At 69.2% G+C, this 16,957-nt stretch carries 23 protein-coding genes; 8 read left to right on the forward strand and 15 right to left on the reverse strand.

From position 1 onward, the window contains the following. The first annotated feature begins 401 nt into the window (after nt 1-401). On the forward strand, nt 402-1,649 hold the full coding sequence (locus MKK84_RS22815) for an ABC transporter substrate-binding protein (RefSeq protein ID WP_243923992.1): 1,248 nt from the start codon (nt 402-404) through the stop codon (nt 1,647-1,649). 9 nt (nt 1,650-1,658) lie between these two features. Here the strand turns inward: MKK84_RS22815 and MKK84_RS22820 are convergent, their stop codons facing one another. From MKK84_RS22820 to MKK84_RS22850, 7 genes are all read right to left on the reverse strand, one after another. Then, the gene (locus tag MKK84_RS22820) at nt 1,659-2,090 is read right to left on the reverse strand and encodes a hypothetical protein (RefSeq protein WP_243923994.1); all 432 of its coding nucleotides are present in this window, start codon (nt 2,088-2,090) and stop codon (nt 1,659-1,661) included. 43 nt (nt 2,091-2,133) lie between these two features. Beyond that, nucleotides 2,134-2,703 carry a hypothetical protein gene (locus tag MKK84_RS22825; protein ID WP_243923997.1) on the reverse strand — a complete coding sequence of 190 codons (570 nt, stop codon included), beginning with the start codon at nt 2,701-2,703 and terminating at the stop codon, nt 2,134-2,136. Between the two features lie 643 nt (nt 2,704-3,346). Next, on the reverse strand, nt 3,347-3,565 hold the full coding sequence (locus tag MKK84_RS22830; protein ID WP_243923999.1) for a hypothetical protein: 219 nt from the start codon (nt 3,563-3,565) through the stop codon (nt 3,347-3,349). 256 nt (nt 3,566-3,821) lie between these two features. Continuing rightward, nucleotides 3,822-4,565: an ABC transporter permease gene (locus MKK84_RS22835; RefSeq protein WP_243924001.1), complete on the reverse strand. Its 744-nt coding sequence runs from the start codon at nt 4,563-4,565 to the stop codon at nt 3,822-3,824. Next, entirely contained in the window at nt 4,562-5,494 is a 933-nt protein-coding gene (locus tag MKK84_RS22840; RefSeq protein ID WP_243924315.1) for an ABC transporter ATP-binding protein, read from the reverse strand. Before MKK84_RS22840 ends, MKK84_RS22835 begins: the two co-directional genes overlap by 4 nt. A gap of 11 nt (nt 5,495-5,505) precedes the next feature. Further along, a complete protein-coding gene (locus tag MKK84_RS22845) occupies nt 5,506-6,723 on the reverse strand; it encodes an ABC transporter permease (protein ID WP_243924003.1) in 1,218 nt (405 codons plus the stop codon). 107 nt (nt 6,724-6,830) lie between these two features. Beyond that, a complete protein-coding gene (locus tag MKK84_RS22850; protein WP_243924005.1) occupies nt 6,831-7,739 on the reverse strand; it encodes an ABC transporter substrate-binding protein in 909 nt (302 codons plus the stop codon). A gap of 338 nt (nt 7,740-8,077) precedes the next feature. Between MKK84_RS22850 and MKK84_RS22855 the strand changes: the two genes are divergently transcribed. Next, nucleotides 8,078-8,293, forward strand: coding sequence for a hypothetical protein (locus tag MKK84_RS22855; RefSeq protein ID WP_243924007.1), 216 nt, complete (start codon nt 8,078-8,080; stop codon nt 8,291-8,293). A gap of 7 nt (nt 8,294-8,300) precedes the next feature. Here the strand turns inward: MKK84_RS22855 and MKK84_RS22860 are convergent, their stop codons facing one another. The 6 genes from MKK84_RS22860 to MKK84_RS22885 form a co-directional block, all read right to left on the reverse strand. Continuing rightward, nucleotides 8,301-9,767: a protein adenylyltransferase SelO gene (locus MKK84_RS22860; RefSeq protein ID WP_243924009.1), complete on the reverse strand. Its 1,467-nt coding sequence runs from the start codon at nt 9,765-9,767 to the stop codon at nt 8,301-8,303. Between the two features lie 237 nt (nt 9,768-10,004). Next, entirely contained in the window at nt 10,005-11,048 is a 1,044-nt protein-coding gene (locus MKK84_RS22865; protein WP_243924011.1) for a phosphatase PAP2 family protein, read from the reverse strand. 106 nt (nt 11,049-11,154) lie between these two features. Beyond that, nucleotides 11,155-11,406, reverse strand: coding sequence for a hypothetical protein (locus tag MKK84_RS22870; RefSeq protein WP_243924013.1), 252 nt, complete (start codon nt 11,404-11,406; stop codon nt 11,155-11,157). 108 nt (nt 11,407-11,514) lie between these two features. After that, a complete protein-coding gene (locus MKK84_RS22875) occupies nt 11,515-12,030 on the reverse strand; it encodes a MucR family transcriptional regulator (RefSeq protein WP_243924015.1) in 516 nt (171 codons plus the stop codon). Between the two features lie 502 nt (nt 12,031-12,532). Next, nucleotides 12,533-12,835 (reverse strand): hypothetical protein, encoded by a 303-nt coding sequence (locus tag MKK84_RS22880; protein WP_243924017.1) that lies wholly within the window; start codon nt 12,833-12,835, stop codon nt 12,533-12,535. A 147-nt stretch (nt 12,836-12,982) separates the two neighbouring features. Beyond that, nucleotides 12,983-13,363 carry a hypothetical protein gene (locus MKK84_RS22885; RefSeq protein WP_243924019.1) on the reverse strand — a complete coding sequence of 127 codons (381 nt, stop codon included), beginning with the start codon at nt 13,361-13,363 and terminating at the stop codon, nt 12,983-12,985. Nucleotides 13,364-13,459: 96 nt separating this feature from the next. Between MKK84_RS22885 and MKK84_RS22890 the strand changes: the two genes are divergently transcribed. The 3 genes from MKK84_RS22890 (at nt 13,460) to MKK84_RS22900 (ending at nt 15,074) form a co-directional block, all read left to right on the forward strand. Then, nucleotides 13,460-14,218 (forward strand): CDP-diacylglycerol diphosphatase, encoded by a 759-nt coding sequence (locus MKK84_RS22890; RefSeq protein ID WP_243924021.1) that lies wholly within the window; start codon nt 13,460-13,462, stop codon nt 14,216-14,218. An 81-nt stretch (nt 14,219-14,299) separates the two neighbouring features. Continuing rightward, a complete protein-coding gene (locus MKK84_RS22895) occupies nt 14,300-14,722 on the forward strand; it encodes a hypothetical protein (RefSeq protein ID WP_243924023.1) in 423 nt (140 codons plus the stop codon). A gap of 106 nt (nt 14,723-14,828) precedes the next feature. Then, nucleotides 14,829-15,074: a hypothetical protein gene (locus tag MKK84_RS22900; RefSeq protein WP_243924024.1), complete on the forward strand. Its 246-nt coding sequence runs from the start codon at nt 14,829-14,831 to the stop codon at nt 15,072-15,074. A gap of 12 nt (nt 15,075-15,086) precedes the next feature. Here MKK84_RS22900 and MKK84_RS22905 read toward each other — a convergent pair whose 3' ends face one another. Both MKK84_RS22905 and MKK84_RS22910 read right to left on the reverse strand, forming a co-directional pair. Next, complete coding sequence (locus MKK84_RS22905; RefSeq protein WP_243924026.1) at nt 15,087-15,275, reverse strand: hypothetical protein; 189 nt, start codon at nt 15,273-15,275, stop codon at nt 15,087-15,089. Nucleotides 15,276-15,408: 133 nt separating this feature from the next. Continuing rightward, nucleotides 15,409-15,669: a hypothetical protein gene (locus MKK84_RS22910; protein WP_243924028.1), complete on the reverse strand. Its 261-nt coding sequence runs from the start codon at nt 15,667-15,669 to the stop codon at nt 15,409-15,411. A gap of 154 nt (nt 15,670-15,823) precedes the next feature. Between MKK84_RS22910 and MKK84_RS22915 the strand changes: the two genes are divergently transcribed. From MKK84_RS22915 to MKK84_RS22925, 3 genes are all read left to right on the forward strand, one after another. Next, nucleotides 15,824-16,090: a hypothetical protein gene (locus tag MKK84_RS22915; RefSeq protein ID WP_243924030.1), complete on the forward strand. Its 267-nt coding sequence runs from the start codon at nt 15,824-15,826 to the stop codon at nt 16,088-16,090. A 57-nt stretch (nt 16,091-16,147) separates the two neighbouring features. Continuing rightward, the gene (locus MKK84_RS22920; RefSeq protein ID WP_243924032.1) at nt 16,148-16,447 is read left to right on the forward strand and encodes a hypothetical protein; all 300 of its coding nucleotides are present in this window, start codon (nt 16,148-16,150) and stop codon (nt 16,445-16,447) included. A gap of 263 nt (nt 16,448-16,710) precedes the next feature. Next, on the forward strand, nt 16,711-16,956 hold the full coding sequence (locus MKK84_RS22925) for a hypothetical protein (protein WP_243924033.1): 246 nt from the start codon (nt 16,711-16,713) through the stop codon (nt 16,954-16,956). Nucleotide 16,957 lies beyond the last annotated feature (1 nt).

A 16,957-nucleotide genomic window follows, 5' to 3' on the forward strand; every position in this document is an offset into this window, starting at 1 on the left:
CGGTGCGCAGTATCGCGAACTTAGCGGCGCGCACCTGACAAATCTCGAGGATGTCGAGCGCTTCAACGAGGCCCTGATCGGGTTCTTCGGCGAAACGCGCGCGTCGTAGAGCCGTGCTCGATCGCGATGGTCCAGACAGGAGGCCCATTGAGAACGGCCATCTAACCCACCCCCTCATCCTGAGGCGCCCGCGGCAGCGGGCCTCGAAGGAGGGCTCCAGGGATCGCAGCGGCTTCTGAAGGGCTTCTTCGAGGCCTCCGCTCCGCTGCAGCACCTCAGGATGAGGGCGATGAGTGGGATCATCTGGGTCAGGGGCGCTGTCGGTCCTGTGGCGCTCCGCGACCGGGACGATGCGCGGCATCAACAAAACCAAAAACAACCAACGATTGGGGAGGAAACCTATGGCCGATCAGATTTCACGGCGGAAGTTGGCCCTTCGCGGGGGCGCGACCCTGGTGACGACCGCCTTCGCGGCCTACCTCACCGCCGCGCCGGCCCGCGCCCAATACGCCGATGGCGGCATCAAGATCGGCGTGCTGACCGACATGTCGGGCGGCTATTCGGACCTCGCCGGGCGGGGCTCGGTGACGGCGGCGCAGCTCGCCGTGGAGGATTTTGGCCGCCCGATCAACGGCCGCACGGTCGAGCTGATCTTTGCCGACCATCAGAACAAGGCCGATATCGCCTCCGCGATCGCCCGCCGCTGGTTCGACACCGAGGGCGTCGACGCGATCTTCGACACCAATTCCTCGGTGGCGGGCCTGGCCGTCCGCGAGGTCGCCCGCGCCAAGGGCAAGATCGACATCAATTCCGGCGCTGGCTCCATGGCGCTGACCAACGCCGCCTGCTCGCCGACCGGGGCGCACTGGACCTGGGACACCTATTCGCTGGCGGCCGGCACCGCCACCGCGCTGGCGGACGACCCCAACAACACGTGGTTCTTCATCACCGCCGACTACACGTTCGGGCACGATCTGGAGAAGCAGGTCACCCGCGTCGTGACGGCGAAGGGCGGCCAGGTGCTCGGCTCGGTCAAGCACCCGTTCCCCAATCCCGATTTCTCGTCCTACCTGCTGCAGGCTCAAGGGTCGGGCGCGAAGATCATCGGCATGGCCAATGCGGGCGCCGACACGATCAACACCATCAAGCAGGCGAGCGAGTTCGGCATCCCGCAGGGCGGCCAGACGCTCGGCGGGCTCAACATCTTCCTGACCGACATCCACTCCGTCGGCCTCAAGGACGCCCAGGGCATGATCCTGACGACCGGGTTCTACTGGGACATGGACGACCAGACGCGGGCCTTCGCGAAGCGCTTCGGCGAGCGGATGGGCGGCCGGATGCCCACCATGGTGCAGGCCGGTGATTACTCGGCCGTGCTCCACTTCCTCAAGGCCGCCGAGGCCGCCGGGACGGATGACGGGCTCAAAGTCATGGCCAAGATGCGCGAACTGCCGATCCAGGATTTCTTCGCCCGCAACGCGACCCTGCGCGTCGATGGCCGGATGGTCCACGACATGTACTTGGCGCAGGTGAAGACGCCCGCGGACTCCAAGGGGCCGTGGGATTTCTATAAAATCCTGAAGACCATCCCGGGCGAGCAGGCGTTCCAGCCCCTATCGGAGAGCACCTGCAGCCGCGTGAAGAAGTGAGGCCGGGGCCTACGCATCGTCGGGCGCTGCCTTAGCCCGGGCCTGCGCCCAGGCGCGGTCGCGCTCGGCCTGCCGGGCGCGCTGCTCGGCCGCGTAGGCGTCCTGATCCGGCTGCGCCTGCCGACTCTGGCGCTTGGCCCGGGCCGCCGCGCGCTTGCGCCATTCCTCGGTCTCGGCCTTCTGGCGCAGCAATTCCTCGACCGTGATGGGTTTCACCGGCTCCTTCGGCTGAGCCCAGGCGTAGGCGCGCCGGGGCGGCGGACGCGGCGGCGACTCCACCCGCGTGGGACGGGCCGCGCGCATCGCCTCGGCGAGGGTCAGGCCGGCGCCCGCAGCGATACGCGCGGCGGCAGCCTGCGCGGCGGCGCGCTCGCCTATGGTCGCGCCCTGTGCGGCCAGTGCGAGGCACTTCTCGAACCTGTCTCGGTCGGCGGGCGTCATCGGGCGCGTATAGCGCCCGGATCGCCCGCCGTCCCGCCGGTTCTCAATCCGGCTTGGCGCTCGCGACCGTGCCGGTAAAGCTGTAGCTGCCGAGCTTCTCACCCACCACTTGGACGGCGCCATCCGTCAGGGTGTTCAGCCGGCGCGAGCGGATCGTCATCGTGCCGGACAGGCCCGCGAACTTGCCGGTGCCACCGATCCACTGGCCGGTTCCCTCGTTCACCGCCGCGAACGGCTGGAGCGGGTAGTCCCACTTCTCGAACACGTGGTCGCCGTCGGCATCGACGTAGTCGCAATAGCCGTGGTTCTCCAGGGTTTTGGCGCCGTTGTCGATCGTCGGCGCGGAGGTGCAGCGCCCGGCCATGTTGTGCAGGAGCTTGCCACCGGATTCGTTGACCGCGGTCATCATGGCGATCGAGGCCGAGGCCACGCGGTTCTCGCCGATGGTGACGGGCTTCGGCGCGGCCAGCACGGTCGACGTGTAGGTGATCCGGAAATCACCCTGCCGCGGCATGTCGTCGGCGCCGGCCGTTGTGGAGCCGAGGAGCAGCAGGCCGAATGCCGCCGCCGAACATGTCGCGGGTGACGCGAACGCAAATTCTTTGCCCATCATGACGACCTCCCAGTCTGGCGCATGCAAGACGGGTCGACTTCGGTCCGAGTGTCCAACTCAGGCCGGCCGAATCGTCGGCGCCGAGTAAATATTGATCTCAGCGCGATATTCATTCAAGCGTTCCGCAGAGATATTGTATTCGATTGGCGGTGTCGCGCATGACAGGAAGGCGCCATTGTAGGCGACACCGAAGCGATAGCGTCATTGATTTCTGTTTATGATCTCTTGAGATGGTCTGTCATCCGTTTGATGCAAAATACCAACCGGGTTCCAGATTGCGAATGTCCTTCACAAGATAGAAACGGAATTTTATGCGAACAATTTATATTATAAATAAAGATAAAGCGCGCGATCCTGTAACGGAAAATTCAAAAATTTCATCGAACCATCACGGACGACTTGGCTGTGAGTTGCGCGATCCAGCGTCGTCACGAATCTAAGGCGCCTGGCCGGGTTGAAGCAACTCGGCAGAGAGCAGCCCACCCAGGCGCGCCGTCCTCACTGCGACCCCCCCGCACCCACCGGGGCCGTTCAGCGGAAGCCCGGCGCCGAGCTGGTGGACGGCATCGCCGAGGCCTGGAATAGCAGCGGGCTCGTCACCGCGCAGCTGGCTGCGTGAGCCGGCGCGCGACGGATGGGAATCTCATAGGTCGGCGCAGGCCTTGCCGCCCGGCCGTGTCTCCCGCGCACCGGCGCCGCTGTCCGAGTCGCTCAGGACGACGAGGATCCGCCCCAGCAGCACCCGCGAATGCCACGCTGTCCGGGTCTCGCTGTGGTCGTCCGTTGCGCACGGGCTCGCGTTGTAGGCCGCGCGCAACTCGGCGAGCTGGCGTATCCGCAGTTCGGGATCGATGGGAGCCATGACCCGTCCTCCCGGCCGGCTTTGGTCCGCGGTACGCCCCCGCGAACAAGCCTTCGACCATCCCGAGTCGGGGAGTTGGAAAACCGTGTCTGAACGGTCCCTACGACCTTTAGCGCCGGAACGCCTGGACATACGTCGCAGGCTCCCCGACCGTGTGGTCAAGGTGCGGGTGCCGTTGTGGTCGGCACCAACCATCAGACAGGGGGTTCCACGCCCCAGACCCGCGCGTACGGGCCCGCCGGACTTATAGTCGATTCTAGGAACGCAATCCAGTTCGCTGCGCTGCACCCTGCTCAAGGATGTGGAAAGCTGCGTCGATCAGGATCGCCAGCGCTGAGACGACAAGCCCGCCCTGCAGGACATACGCGGTGTTGCCCGTGAGCAGGCCGGAGATGATGACCTCGCCGAGCGTGCTGGCCGCGACCGTCGAGCCGATCGTCGCGGTGGCGAGGCCGATGACGGCCGAGAGCCGGATCCCGGCCAGGATCATCGGCAGCGCGAGCGGCAGTTCCACCTGGACGAGGCGCTGGCGGTCGGTCAGTCCCATGCCGCGCGCCGCCTCCAACAGCGCCGGATCGAGGCCTTCGAGGCCGGTAAGCGTCGTCTCGAAGATCGGCAGCAGCCCGTACAGCACGAGGGCGACGAGAGTCGGCAGCGGCCCGAACCCGAAGACCGGCACGGCGAGCGCCAACACCGCCACCGGCGGGAATGTCTGGCCGAGATTGGCCACCGCCCGGGCGAAGGGCAGGACGTCGCGTCCCGCCGGACGGGTCGCCCCGACCGCGAAGCCGATCGCCAGTACGCTCGCCGCCAGGGTCGCGGCGGCGACCAGCAGGAGGTGGTTGACGGTGAGCGTCAGCAGCGGGGTCTGCGTGTAGATCGGCGCCGTGTCGCCGGGGGCAAAGGGGCGCAACAGGCCCGCGAAGCTCTGTGGCGTGAGCAGGAAGGCGCCGAGCAGCGCCAGCAGCGCGAGATGTGCCAGATATCCCGCACGGCTCACGGGCGGGCGCCCTGCGCCTCGAGCGCGGCGCGCGTCACCCGGCCCAGCAGCACGCCGTCGCGGCTGACCGGCAGGGCCGGGCGCTGCGACCACAGGGCCTCGGCCAAAGCCGCGCGCACCGAGGTGCCCACCGGGATCGGTGCACCTGGCGCCGCGCCGGGCTCCACGAGATCGTCCACGAGGCGCAGCGCCATGAGCTGGAAGGCCTGGTCGCCGCCGCCGAGCAGGGCACCGACGAAGGCGGTGGCCGGCGCACCGATCAGCGCCGCCGGATCGGCCTCCTGTACGAGCCGGCCCCGGTCCATCACGGCGACCCTGTCGCCGAGCTGCAGCGCCTCGTCCATGTCGTGGGTCACCAGCACGATGGTGGTGCTGGTGCGCCTCTGGATCGCCCGCAGATCCGCCTGGGCCTGGCGGCGGATGATCGGATCGAGGGCGCCGAAGGGCTCGTCCATCAGCAGGATCGGCGGCTCGGCGGCGAGCGCCCGGGCCACCCCGATCCGCTGCTGCTCGCCGCCCGACAGCGCCGCCGGGAGCCGGTCCCGGTAGGCGGCCGGATCGAGGTTGAACAGGCCGAGCAGCGCGTCGACCCGCGCGTCGATCCGCCGACGGTCCCAGCCCAGCAGCCGCGGCACCACTGCGATGTTCTCCGCCACGGTCCGATGCGGGAACAGGCCGTGGCTCTGGATCGCGTAGCCGATCCCCCGGCGCAGGATGTGCGGGGCGACCGCTCGGATGTCCCGGCCCGCGATCCGGACCGTGCCGGCGCTTGGCTCGACGAGACGGTTGATCATCCGCAGCAGGGTCGTCTTGCCGGAGCCCGAGGTGCCCACGATGGTCAGCACGGCGCCGGCCTCGACCCGCAGGCTCACGTCGGACACGACTGTTCGGTTCCCAAAGACGCGGCTGATCCCGGCGAGCTCGATCATCGGATCAGGCATCACGGGCGCATTTCCGCCGCCCGGCCGCGGCTCACCGCGATGGCGGCATCGAACAGCACGGCAGCGCTGCTCGCCAGGGCGACGGTCGGCAGCGCCCCGAGCAGGACGAGGTCGCCCGCGTTCTGGCTGATGCCCTGAAAGACGAATACGCCGAGTCCGCCGCCGCCCACGAGGCCCGCGATCACCGCAAGGCCGATGTTCTGAACCAGCACGATACGGATCCCGGTGAGGAGGCCCGGGAGCGCCAGCGGCAGCTCGACCTGGAGGAGGCGCTGGCGGCTGGTCATCCCGACACCGCGTGCCGCGTCGCGCACCGGTGCGGGCACGGCATCGAGCCCCGTCACGGTCGCGGCCGCCACAGGCAGAAGCGCGTAGGCGAACAGGGCTACGACGGCCGGGGCGGGGCCGATCCCCGCGATCCCCGTCTCCGCGGCCCCGGGGATCGTCCGGCCGATCCAGGCCAGCGGCGCGATCAGCATCCCGAACAGCGCCAGGGAGGGGATGGTCTGGACTACATTGAGAATTGCGAGCAGCGCCCGCCGCAGGGCCGGCACCGGGCGCGACAGGATCGCGGCCGGGATCCCGACCAGGGCGGCCGCCGCCACCGACGCGAAGGCGAGGCCGAGATGGGTCCGGACCTCCCGGCCGAACGTATCCGCGTGACCGGCATATTCCCGCATCACCGAGAGATTGTCCCAGAACCCGGATCGGAGGGCGAGCCCCGCCAGGATCGCGACGGCCGCCAGCGCCGCGACCCGCATCCCGGGGCCGGGCCGCAGGCGGGCTAGCCCGTCCCCGGTGGCGAGACCGGCGGCACCGAAGGCCAACCACCAGCCGGCCTCCGGCGAGACCCGGCTGTAGCGGTCGCCGGGCGGCGTCAGGTGATCGGCTGCCCACCCGGCCGCAAGGCCGAGGAGCAGCAGCGTGGCCGCGCCCGCGGCAAGCCGCACGGACGGGGGGATCCGCAGGGCCAGCAGCGGCGTGGCGAGCCCGGAGACGCAGAGAAGGGCGAGCGCCGGACCGGCCGGCAGCGCCGACCAAACCATCAGCGCGGTGCCGTCTGCGATCCGGTTCGGCCGCACGACCATCAGTGGCAGCGCGACGAGGCCCACGCTCAGCAAAGCCGCGAGGGCCACGCCCAGGAAATCGAGGCCGGATACGATCCGGCTGGCCGGATGGGCGTCAATGCGCGCGCCGGCTGCAGAGGGTTGGCCCATCCCGAGGCTCCGGGCGCGGCCGCAGGAGCGTGGCCGCGCGTCGCCTGGACTTAGCGTGCGCTCCGCCGAAGTGGAAACCGGTTCGGCTCAGACCGCGCGCCTCCGCCTTACGGCACGAACCCCGCCGCCTTCAAAAAATCCGCCGCCACCGCGGAGGCGGGTTCGCCGCCGATCTGAACCCGTCCGTTGAGGTCGCGCAGCGTTGCGAGGTCAAGCCGGCGGAAGATCGGATCGAGCACTGTCGCGATCTCTGGATGCGCCTTGAGGACAGCTCCGCGGACCACGGGTGCTGGCTGGTAGACCGGCTGGACGCCGCGGTCGTCCGCCATCACGATGAGGCGGGCGGCGGCGAGGCTGCCATCGGTCCCGAACACCATGGCGGCGTTGGTTCCGGAGGTGCCCCGCGCCGCCGCCGCGATCGTGGCGGCGGTGTCCCCGCCGGCCAGGATGACGAGCTGGTCCGGCCTGAGGCCGAAGCCGTAGGTCCGGCCGAAGGCCGGGAGCGCGGCGGGCGCGGAGACGAATTCCGATGAGGCGGCGAGCTTGATCGGGCCGCCACCGGCCACGTAGCGGCCGAAATCGCTCATCGTCCCGAGGGCGTTCGCCTTGGCGATGTCGTCGCGCACCGCGATCGCCCAGGTGTTGTTGGCCGAGGCGGGCGCCAGCCAGACGAAGTCGTTGGCCTCGCGGTCGAGGCGCCGGGCGGTCTCGTAGGCGGCCTGTGCGTCCTTCCAGACCGGGAGATCCTGCCGTCCGAAGAAGAACGCCGCGTTGCCGGTGTATTCCGGGTAGATGTCGATCTGGCCCTCCAGCAGGGCCTGGCGGACGATCGATGTCGACCCGAGCTGGGTCTTGTCCACCGTCGGGATGCCCTTGGCTCCGAGCGCCTGCAGGATGATGGCGCCGAGAACCCCGCCCTCCGTGTCGAGCTTGGAGCTGACCACGACGGGCGCCGCCTGCGCGACCGTCAGGCCGATCAGCAGCGCGACGAGTCCGGCCAGTATCCGCTTGCCCATCGATCCGGGTTCCCCAGTCCGCGCCGCCCAGGATCGGCACCGGGCCGGATCACGGTACACGACCCCGTGGCAGAAACATCGCGCGATCCCGTTCACCTGCTCATCCCGAGGGGGCCGCGTCGCCGCTGCAGTAGCTATGAAGCTGATGCTGACCCTGCTTCAGTCATCCGAGCCGGGTCGTATCGGTCGGCCCGAGGCGCGCTGGTTCGCGAAGACTCCATCAAGTCTCCGAAATCCAGTTAAGACCGCTTAACCTTGACACGAACTTGCACTGAACCCAAGCGATCCAGGCGATATATGCACGTATAGGTTGTTCCAGGTGGAGCCGAGTCTGACACATGTCGTATTCGATCTTCGTCCGTGATCTTGCCCATGACGACGGGCGTACGCCGCAACTCCTGGCCTATGACATCCAAGACCGCTCCCTGGCGGCCTCCCTCGTGTCGGTGATCGCCACCTCGTACCGGGATCACGGGTTCAACCCGGCCACGCGGGTGCATTGGTTCCGCGCCGCGGGCACCGTGCACGAGATCTACACGTGGCCACAGGCGTGAAGGCGCACTACGTGCCACAGAAGGTCCGGTAGCCGACCCCGCCGTCCTCCGGCGCCTGCGCGTAGCGGGCGTACTCCGACTGGTCGGCGTAGGGCCGTGCCAGCACCGCCAACAAGGTTTCGAAGGGTGCGAAATCGTTCCGCTCCACGGCGGCCGCGATCATCGCCTCGACCTGATGGTTGCGCGGGATGAAGGCCGGATTCACCGCCCGCATCGCGGCGGCGGTCTCGGCCGGGTCGCGGGCTTCCTCGTCGAGGCGCGCCTGCCAGCGAACCGCCCAGTCGTCGTACGCGGTCGGGTCGACGAACAGGTCGCGTACGGCTCCGTCGCCCTCAACGGCTCCGCAAAGGGTCCGGAAGGTCAGGGTGAAGTCGGCCTGGTTCTCGGCCATCCGCTTCAGGAGGTCGCCCGCCAGCGCGGGGTCGCCGTCCCGGACCGGCCCGAGCCCGATCTTGCGATTGAGGCCGCCGTGATAGGCGTCTTCGAAGGCCGGTGCGTAGCCGGACAGCGCTGCTTCGGCCTCACGGACCGCCTGCTCTTCGGCATCAGCGAGCAAGGGCAGCAGGGTTTCGGCGAACCGGGTGAGGTTCCAGAGCGCGATGCGCGGCTGCTGGCCGTAGGCGTAGCGCCCGTTCTGATCGATCGAGCTGAAAACCGTGCCTGGATCGTAGGCGTCGAGGAAGGCGCAGGGGCCGTAATCGATCGTCTCGCCGGCCACCGCCATGTTGTCGGTGTTCATTACCCCGTGGACGAAGCCCACGAGCAGCCACCGCGCCACCAGCCTGGCCTGGGCGGCGATGACCGCGTCGAGCAGCGCCCGGTAGGGATTCGCCGCCTCCGCCGCCGTGGGATAGTGCCGGGCCACGACATGGTCGGCCAGTGCCCGCAGGCCCTCGACGTCACCCCGGGCCGCGAAGAACTGGAAGGTGCCGACCCGGATGTGGCTCGCCGCGACCCGCGTGAGCACGGCCCCGGGCAGCGGGGTCTCGCGCACCACGGGTTCACCGGTGGCGACGGCCGCGAGCGCCCGGGTGGTCGGAATGCCGAGCGCCGCCATGGCCTCGCTGACGAGGTACTCGCGCAGCACCGGTCCGAGGGCCGCCCGGCCGTCGCCGCGCCGGGAGAACGGGGTCGGGCCGGAGCCCTTGAGCTGGATGTCGTGGCGGATGCCGGTCCGGTCGATTACTTCACCGAGCAGGACTGCGCGCCCGTCCCCGAGTTGCGGCACGAACTGGCCGAACTGGTGCCCGGCATAGGCCGCCGCGATCGGATCGGCGCCGTCCGGAACCGTGTTCCCCGCCAGCGCCGCCACCCCGTCCGGACCTGCGAGCCAGTCTGCATCGAGCCCGAGCTCGTCCGCCAGTGCCCGATTCAGGTGGATCAGGCGCGGGGCCTCCACGGGCGTCGCAGGGCGGCGCGCGTAGAAGCGCTCCGGCAGGCGGGTGTAGCTGTTGTCGAAGGGAAGTGCCGTCATTGGGATGATCTATGGAGCGGCGTTGCCGCGGGCAAGCAGGGCGGGTTTCGACCGGGACCGTGCAGGCGGTTCCGGTCAGCGTCTCCGAGAGAGACCAGAACCCCTCCGCCGCGGCGCCCGTGAGATAGCCAGCCGTCCGGCTTGGCGCGCCTCGTCCACCGCGTCTCAGGCATGGTCCGTCGGATCCCCCTGTCAGGCTAATCAGCTGGCGGTGGGATGGTTCGCGGCCAACCCCGCTCAGGCATCGGCCGGGCTGATCGCCCCAGGAAGCGGACAGGCCGGGACGGCGGACGGCGTGCGCCGCCGGACTCGCGCCCGAACCGCCAGGGCCGCGATCGCCAGGGTCGCCCCAGCCAGCACGTCCGGCAGGTAGTGGCCGCCCGCGCCCAGCGTCGCCACGATCACGGCCGCGTTGAGGAGGATCGCGAACGGGCCGAGGACGGGCAGGGGTGCCAGCGCCCAGGCGGTCAGGAGCGCGAGGCACACGTGGAAGGACGGGAAGGTGGCCAGCCCCCGCAGGTCGCCGAGCGCGAGCGTGCCGAGCGTGCCTGCCCGCAGCCGTGCCACCGGCTCCAGATGCCAGAGCGCGCCGACCGTCTCCAGATGGTCCGACGGAATGATGCGGGGCGCGTAATGGGCGTAGGGTCCCAGCGCCGGCAACAGGGTGGCGAGCACGATCACGCACAGCAGTGTGACCGAGAACAGCCGGATATAGGCCCAGAGCCGCCCGAGCCGGCGGGTCGCGCTCAACGCGATGACCACGACGCCCACTTGCGGTCCGCTGGAATGATAGGCGAGCGCCAGCCACCACGACAGGGTGGGATGGTGCGCCAGGAAAGCCACGTAGGCCGTCCAGTCGAAGCCGAGCCGCGCCTCGAACCGAGCCAGCGCGTCGTCGATGAAGGGCAGCCCCAGACCCGCGGCGAGGAAGTGCAGAACCGCCACCGGTAGGGTGAAGGTGATCAGGAATGCGCTCGCGAGCGCCATGCCGCGCAAGGGCGGATCCGATTTCACGGTCGCGAGGCAGGCCGCCGCGACCAGTAGGGCCACCACGATGGCGGCAGCCACGACGAAGCCGGTCGGCGCGATCGTCATGCCGGCCGCTCGCATCCAGGCGGCGTCGATCCCGATAAGGGCGAGGCTCAGGGCCCAGAGCCGGGGATCGGGGGCGGCAATTCCCGTGGTGGACCGGCGTAGCCTGCGCGACCAAGAGGGATACGCGCCCGCATTGTGGTTGCCGGCCCAGGGTCGGGCTGCCCCGACCCGCTCGTGAGATATCATCCGGCTCTGCTCACCCCGCGGCCGATGCTTGGCCGCACCGGGCAGACGCATGAGGGCCGCAATGGTTCGCCCGCGGACGCGCGGGCGGGCCCTGTGTGTGGCCGGCCTATCGGCCCGGCGCGGGGGCCGTGCCGGCAGCCGGCGGCTTGCCGCTGCCGACGGCGCCTTCGGTCGGCGGCACGGTGGCGGGGTTGGTCACGGCCTCCGTTGCCGTCTTGCCCGGATCCCGCGTGTCGGCTGCAGGCTTGGTCGCGGTCTCGGCCTTAGGATCCGCCCCGGTCCGATCCTGCGCCCGAACCGCCGACAGGCCGCTGAGCGTCGCGGCCGCAATGAGGAGGGCGAGGATCGATCGGTTCAATGTCGGCTCCGGGCTGATCGAGGGGCAACGGTCGGCCGCACGCGTCGTTGCGGCCCGGGCGAGCGCAGGGGCGCATCGCCCGGGATCGCCGGACCGAAGCGGTCAGGCCTACGCGTCGGCCTTCTTGCGGCCACGCGTCGCCTTGGCGGGCTCCGGTGCCGCCGCGACGGTCTCGGTCGTGGCCGCGCCCTTTGCTGCCGGGCCCCGGCGCTTGTGACCGAGGCCGGCATTGCGGGCGAACTCGGCGCGCATCGCCGAGTAGGTCGACGCCGTCGTCGGGTAATCGGGCGGCAGGCCGTAGCGCTGCCGGTACTGCTCGATCGTCATGCCGTTGCCGGTCAGGTGGCGCTTGAGCGTCTTGTACGGCTTGCCGTCGATGAAGCTGACCAGCGCGTCCGGCGTAATCGACTTCTTGATCTGCGCGGGTGTCGCCTTCTTGAAGTCCGGCTCCGCAGGTGTCGAACCTTGGCCAAGGCTCGACAGCGCAGCATGGACGCCGGACAGAAGCGTCGGCAGGTCCGGCATGGGAACGGAGTTGTTGGCTACATAAGCCGAGACGATATCGGCGGTCAGCTCGACGAAATCGATCGTGTCTTGGTGCGGGGCTGAAGTGTTATCTTCCATCGACGCCTCTCTCGCGGGAATGCGCCATGAACGTGGCTTTCTCTGCCATCCGTCAAGGGCTGGTCTGATCGAATATAACCAATCACGGTTGTTATCTACCGGTTGCACGGCAAATAACAACATGGATCAATCGCTGCGCTCTTGCCGGAGACGTTCAGTTACAATCTTGCGTGGGCCCCTTTGCGGGCCTTAGGTCTACGCATTCGGTTCGAAGACGTGTCTGCCCGACCCCTGCCTACTCTGCTCGCGAGCTTGCAAAGGAACGCCTCGTGGGCTCACCCGCGAGGTCGAAGGGGCACGGGCCCCCTGTCTGTGGAGGAGACCTGATCCACTCAACGCTGGGCTGCTCAAGCGCCCGCGGCGGATCCGAGAAGCTCTCTTCCCACAAGCAAGACGAGGGGGAACCCGCGCTCCGACTTGAGATGTATGAACATTCAAGCCCACCAGAGACAGCATGGCTGTCGTGGCCCGAAGGGCGCGGCTCGGCGCTCCTCCGCCGCCGTCAGGCGCTGGCTGCCGTCCCGTGCGGCGTGGCTATGGCGCCCCGTGTCCCGGACGGGACGACTGACTGAAGCACCCGCGCAGCGCTCGAACCGTAATCCGCCCGATACGTCCGTTCGAGGGTCATCAGCGTGCGCATCGGCGCCTCCGCCAGATCGAGCAGCCGCGCGTCGCGCCAGCGCAGCTTGGTGAGTCGGCCGCGGCTCAACCACCGCGGCTTCTCCTCCTCGACGAGCAGGACCAGCTTGCCCGTCCACGTCTTGCGAAACCAGAACCGTCCCGTGAGCTTGGCCGCGCCGAACATGCCATCCTCGCGTGCATGAACCTTGTCACGCCCCCGTGAGACAATGCGCCGGTTGATCGGCGGTTGCCGGGGGAAACCGGTCCGGTGCGCCGAAATCGGACCGCCTGTCTCGTGAGGTTGGGCCTCCGCCGTCGGGGCCCGCGGGCGCTATCGATCCGAGAGGCGTGTCGGGCGTCGGGCTGCCAATGTTGCGACCACGAGACCCGTCACCGCGCCGGCCAGCGCGGCACCCGCCTTGATCAGAAAATCCTCGAACCGGCCGTGGCGCGTGCTGGTGAGGGTCTGCGCGGCCTCGAGGCCGCCGGCCAGGAGGACGCTGCCGATCAGGATCTGAAGCCGGTGTCGCGGGTAGCCCACCATCATCAGCAGCCCGGCAAGCGCGTAGGCGGCAATCCGCTCGATGCTCGGATTATGGGTCACCACCGGCCGGAGGCCGATCGGCACGAGGGTCACGGCCACGATGAAGGCCACCAGGATCCAGGCCGCGATCCGCACCAGACGCAGGTGCCGCGTGTCCGATTCAAGCATTGGCGGTCCGTAACCTCGTGCTGACGGCTTGAGGATACACTGTTTGCCGGCCGTTGCCTGTTGCTGAACGGCCGACGAGGATCGGACGGTCTGATCATGCGCCGTATGCTGGCCATCGGGACGCTGCTCGCATTCACGCTGATCCCGGTCGCCGACGCGGCCAATCCGGCGCGGGACGTGCTGTGGGTCGCGCTGCAGGGCTGTGTCCTCGCCAAGAAGGCCGCGGGTCGAAGCTTCCCGTGCCTGTCCGTCGATCTCGGCGACGGCGAGCGGCCGGGTTCGGCGGTGCTGCGCGCGCCGGGCGAGCCGACCCACGTCGTCGTGATGCCCACCGACAACGTGTCGGGGATCGAGGCCCCGGTACTCCAGGGCCCCCGCGGCGTCGCGTACTGGCAGGCTGCGCTCCGCGCGCGGCACTTCGTGTCGGACGCCCTCCAGGGGCGCCTGCCGGCTGCCGCGGTGGGTTTGGGGGTGAACTCCGTCGATGGCCGCAGCCAGGACCAGCTCCACATCCACCTCGATTGCATGCATCGCGGCGTCATGGCGGCCCTGAAGGCGCATGGCTCCACCATCGGCGAGAGCTGGGCGCCGTTCCCCGTGCTCCTGGATGAGGATCAATACCTCGCCCTGCGGGTGCCGGCCGACGCGGTTGAGCACTTCAACCCGTTCGCGGCGCTGGCCCGCGTGCCGGGCTGGCAGGGGAACCTCCACGATGCGAGCTTCGCGGCGGTCGCCGCCGATCCGGACGATCCCGGCGCGGGCATGATCGTCCTGGCCTACAGGATGCCGGAGGCAAGCGCCGAAGCGCTGATGGACCACACCTGCCGGGTCACCCGACCCGGCCGGGGCAGTTGAGCCGCGGCGCCGAACACGCCCCACTGTTGCCGATCCGTTCTATCTAGAAGCTTGGCCTTGGGGCATAGGACAGGCATGCGCATGCCGTTGCCCGAGCGCTATCCGTCGGACGTGATCCGGCGGTGGGAAGCGCGTTGCGACACAGGTCCGAAAAGGCTTCCGGAGCTGACGCGCCCGGGGGCTCTCCTCGGCTTGTGTGCGATCCTGACCCTGGCCACCGTCCCGGTACGCGCCGGCCCGTCGGCTGAGGCGGTTGATCCGCGCGCCCTGGAACTGGCTTGGCACCGCTGCCTGCGCGAAGCGTCCGCGCATCAGCCTTCGGGGCAAAGCCGCGCTGGGGACGAGCGCAACGCCCTGGACGAATGCAAGCCGCGGGAGGACGCCCTGGTGGCCGCGCTCATGGCCAGCCGCCCCGAGGACGGCCGGAGCGGGACAGTCTGGTCACGGACCTGGGCGGCCTTCGTGGAACCGCTGACAGCCTGGATCGGCGGCTTACGGCGCTGAGCGCCGGGGCATCGCATCGGTTTGTCGAGCACGCGCACTCGGCCTCCGCGGCACCGCACCGCGCCGATCCAGCCGAACCAGCGCGCAGGCCGCTCGTTGGGCCCGCATGACAGAGCAAGCCCAAACCTCGCCCCAAGACCCGATCGTCGAGGCCCGCCGCCGCGAAATGGCGACCGAGCACCTACTGTTCGGGACGATCCGCTTCCTCGCCCAGCGCCATCCGGAACTGCTGGACGAACTCGACGGCAGCCTCGATCACCTCTGGGATACCGGCGATAGCGAATCGCGAGACGATGCGGCCGTGCGCAAGATCGCGAGCCGCATCATCAAGAGCCTGCGCGCCGAGCGCTGAGCCGGCCCAGCTCTACCGCTGGCCGTTGTCGTTCAGCCGGATGGTCGGGATCATCGCGACGGCCTTGGCGGTCACGCGGTCGAAAACCTCGCCGGTCAGGCCGCGCTCGGTCGCCAGTTTCCTGATCCGCTCCGCGAGCTGGGACAGTGTCAGGCCGTAATAGGTCTTCTCTGTCGTCTGATCGACAGCCTCGTTTGCCACGCGTCAACTCCTGTTCGTGGTGGGTCGGGGATCGGTGATGTGGCCGATGCTGTGCGGCCGTTCAAGTCACTTTGCACGATGGCTGCCTTGAAACGGCCCGAAGCGGATCGCTCCGCTTCGGGTCCATTCGCAGTTAGCGTGCGCAGCCGATGCAGATGCCGTTGGTGATGGCATCGTTGCGCTGCTCGTTGACACTGCGCCGGTCGATGCTGCCGGTCTCTTTCGGGTTGAGAGCGCTCGGGCTCGGCACGGTTTGGCCCGTCGCGGCGGTGTGCGGGGCCTTCGCGGCCGTGGTCGGGCCGCCGCCCGTGCCAGTCTCGCTCACCGGATCCGCGAAGGCGGGGACGGCGAAGGCGAGGGAGACGGTCAGTGCGAGGATCAGCGGCGTACGCATGGGAAGCTCCTGAAACGACAAGCGTCTATGTGCGAAATCGACGCTCGCGGACGGCGGAAGTTCCCACGGACGTCGCGCGGCCCGCTGACGGGGCGACGGTCATGGCCTATGACAACCGGAAGGGATCGCGCGCGGACGTGAAGGGGGCGCAGGGATGGGCAACGGCGAGGGCATCCGCGCGCCGAACGGGAAACTCGCGGAGGTCCAGCGTCTGGCGACGGCGCTCGCCGCCCGGGTGCGCTACGCGCAACTCGTCGGGCGGCCGGTCTACGATGCGCAGATCACCGCCCTGGTCAGCGCCGCGCGCCTGATGGATGCGGAGCACGCAACCTGGCCCCCCATGGTCGAGGAGGTGCTGACCGAACTCGCCAAGTCCCTCGAGAGCGGCGATCCGGGCCCTGAGGCTGGCGACGGCCCTTGAAGGCGCGGCGCCATAAGCCACCCTAGTCGCTCGGAGCAGCGGGATGAAAGGTGCGCGATGAATCAGGACACGCCGGAGGTCGATCAGACCGCGCGAACGATCGCCGAGAAAGTCTATGCAGCATATTGGCGGCAGGCGCAGGGCTCGGACCATCCGCAGATCGAGCAGACGGTGCTCGCCCGGCTGGTCGAGGCCATCCGGCCGGAGATTCCGGGCAGCTCGCCGGGCGCGATCATCGCGGCAGCCAACACGGTTCTCGACGCCCTGGAGCAACGCAGCCCCGAGATTCGCGGGCCCCGGGTGAGTGCCCTCAACCCGGCGGACGGCACCGTTGTGATGGGGCCGACCGGCGGCTGACGCCGCCGTGTTGGCCCGGGTTCCAGCGGCGCGCCTGGAGCCGTGCCTGATCGCATTGCAATCGAACGCGGCTCTGAGCCTTTGTTGTGACGCGCTTTAGGAGAGTTCGGCTGGCCGGGCGGTCTCGGCCGTGTTCCGGGGCGGTGCCGGTCAGGAACTTCGGTGTGGGGGGCTGATTGGACAGGGAGGCGCGGAACGCTGCGGAGCACGTCCCGTCGCCGCACATCCGCTCGCCGGACGCACGATGGAAAGCCGGGCGCCCCATGATCCTGAACCTGCAACCCGCGCAGGTCGCGACGAAGAGCGACGATGCCGAGAGCCAGCTCGTCTTCGCGGATGGCTTCCTTGTGGCGGTGCTGGTCCGCCTCTCGGAGCAGCACGGGGCCGATGCGGGCAAGTGGTTCCTGGAAGCCGGGTTCGGTCCGGTCGACCCGATCTGTCCGCCGACCTTCGCGGATCTCGCCGCCGCGCGGGCCTGGATCCTGCGGCAGCTCGTCAACGACTCTTAAC

Origin of the sequence: Methylobacterium sp. E-065, from assembly GCF_022829605.1 — a bacterium.
GTDB lineage: Bacteria > Pseudomonadota > Alphaproteobacteria > Rhizobiales > Beijerinckiaceae > Methylobacterium.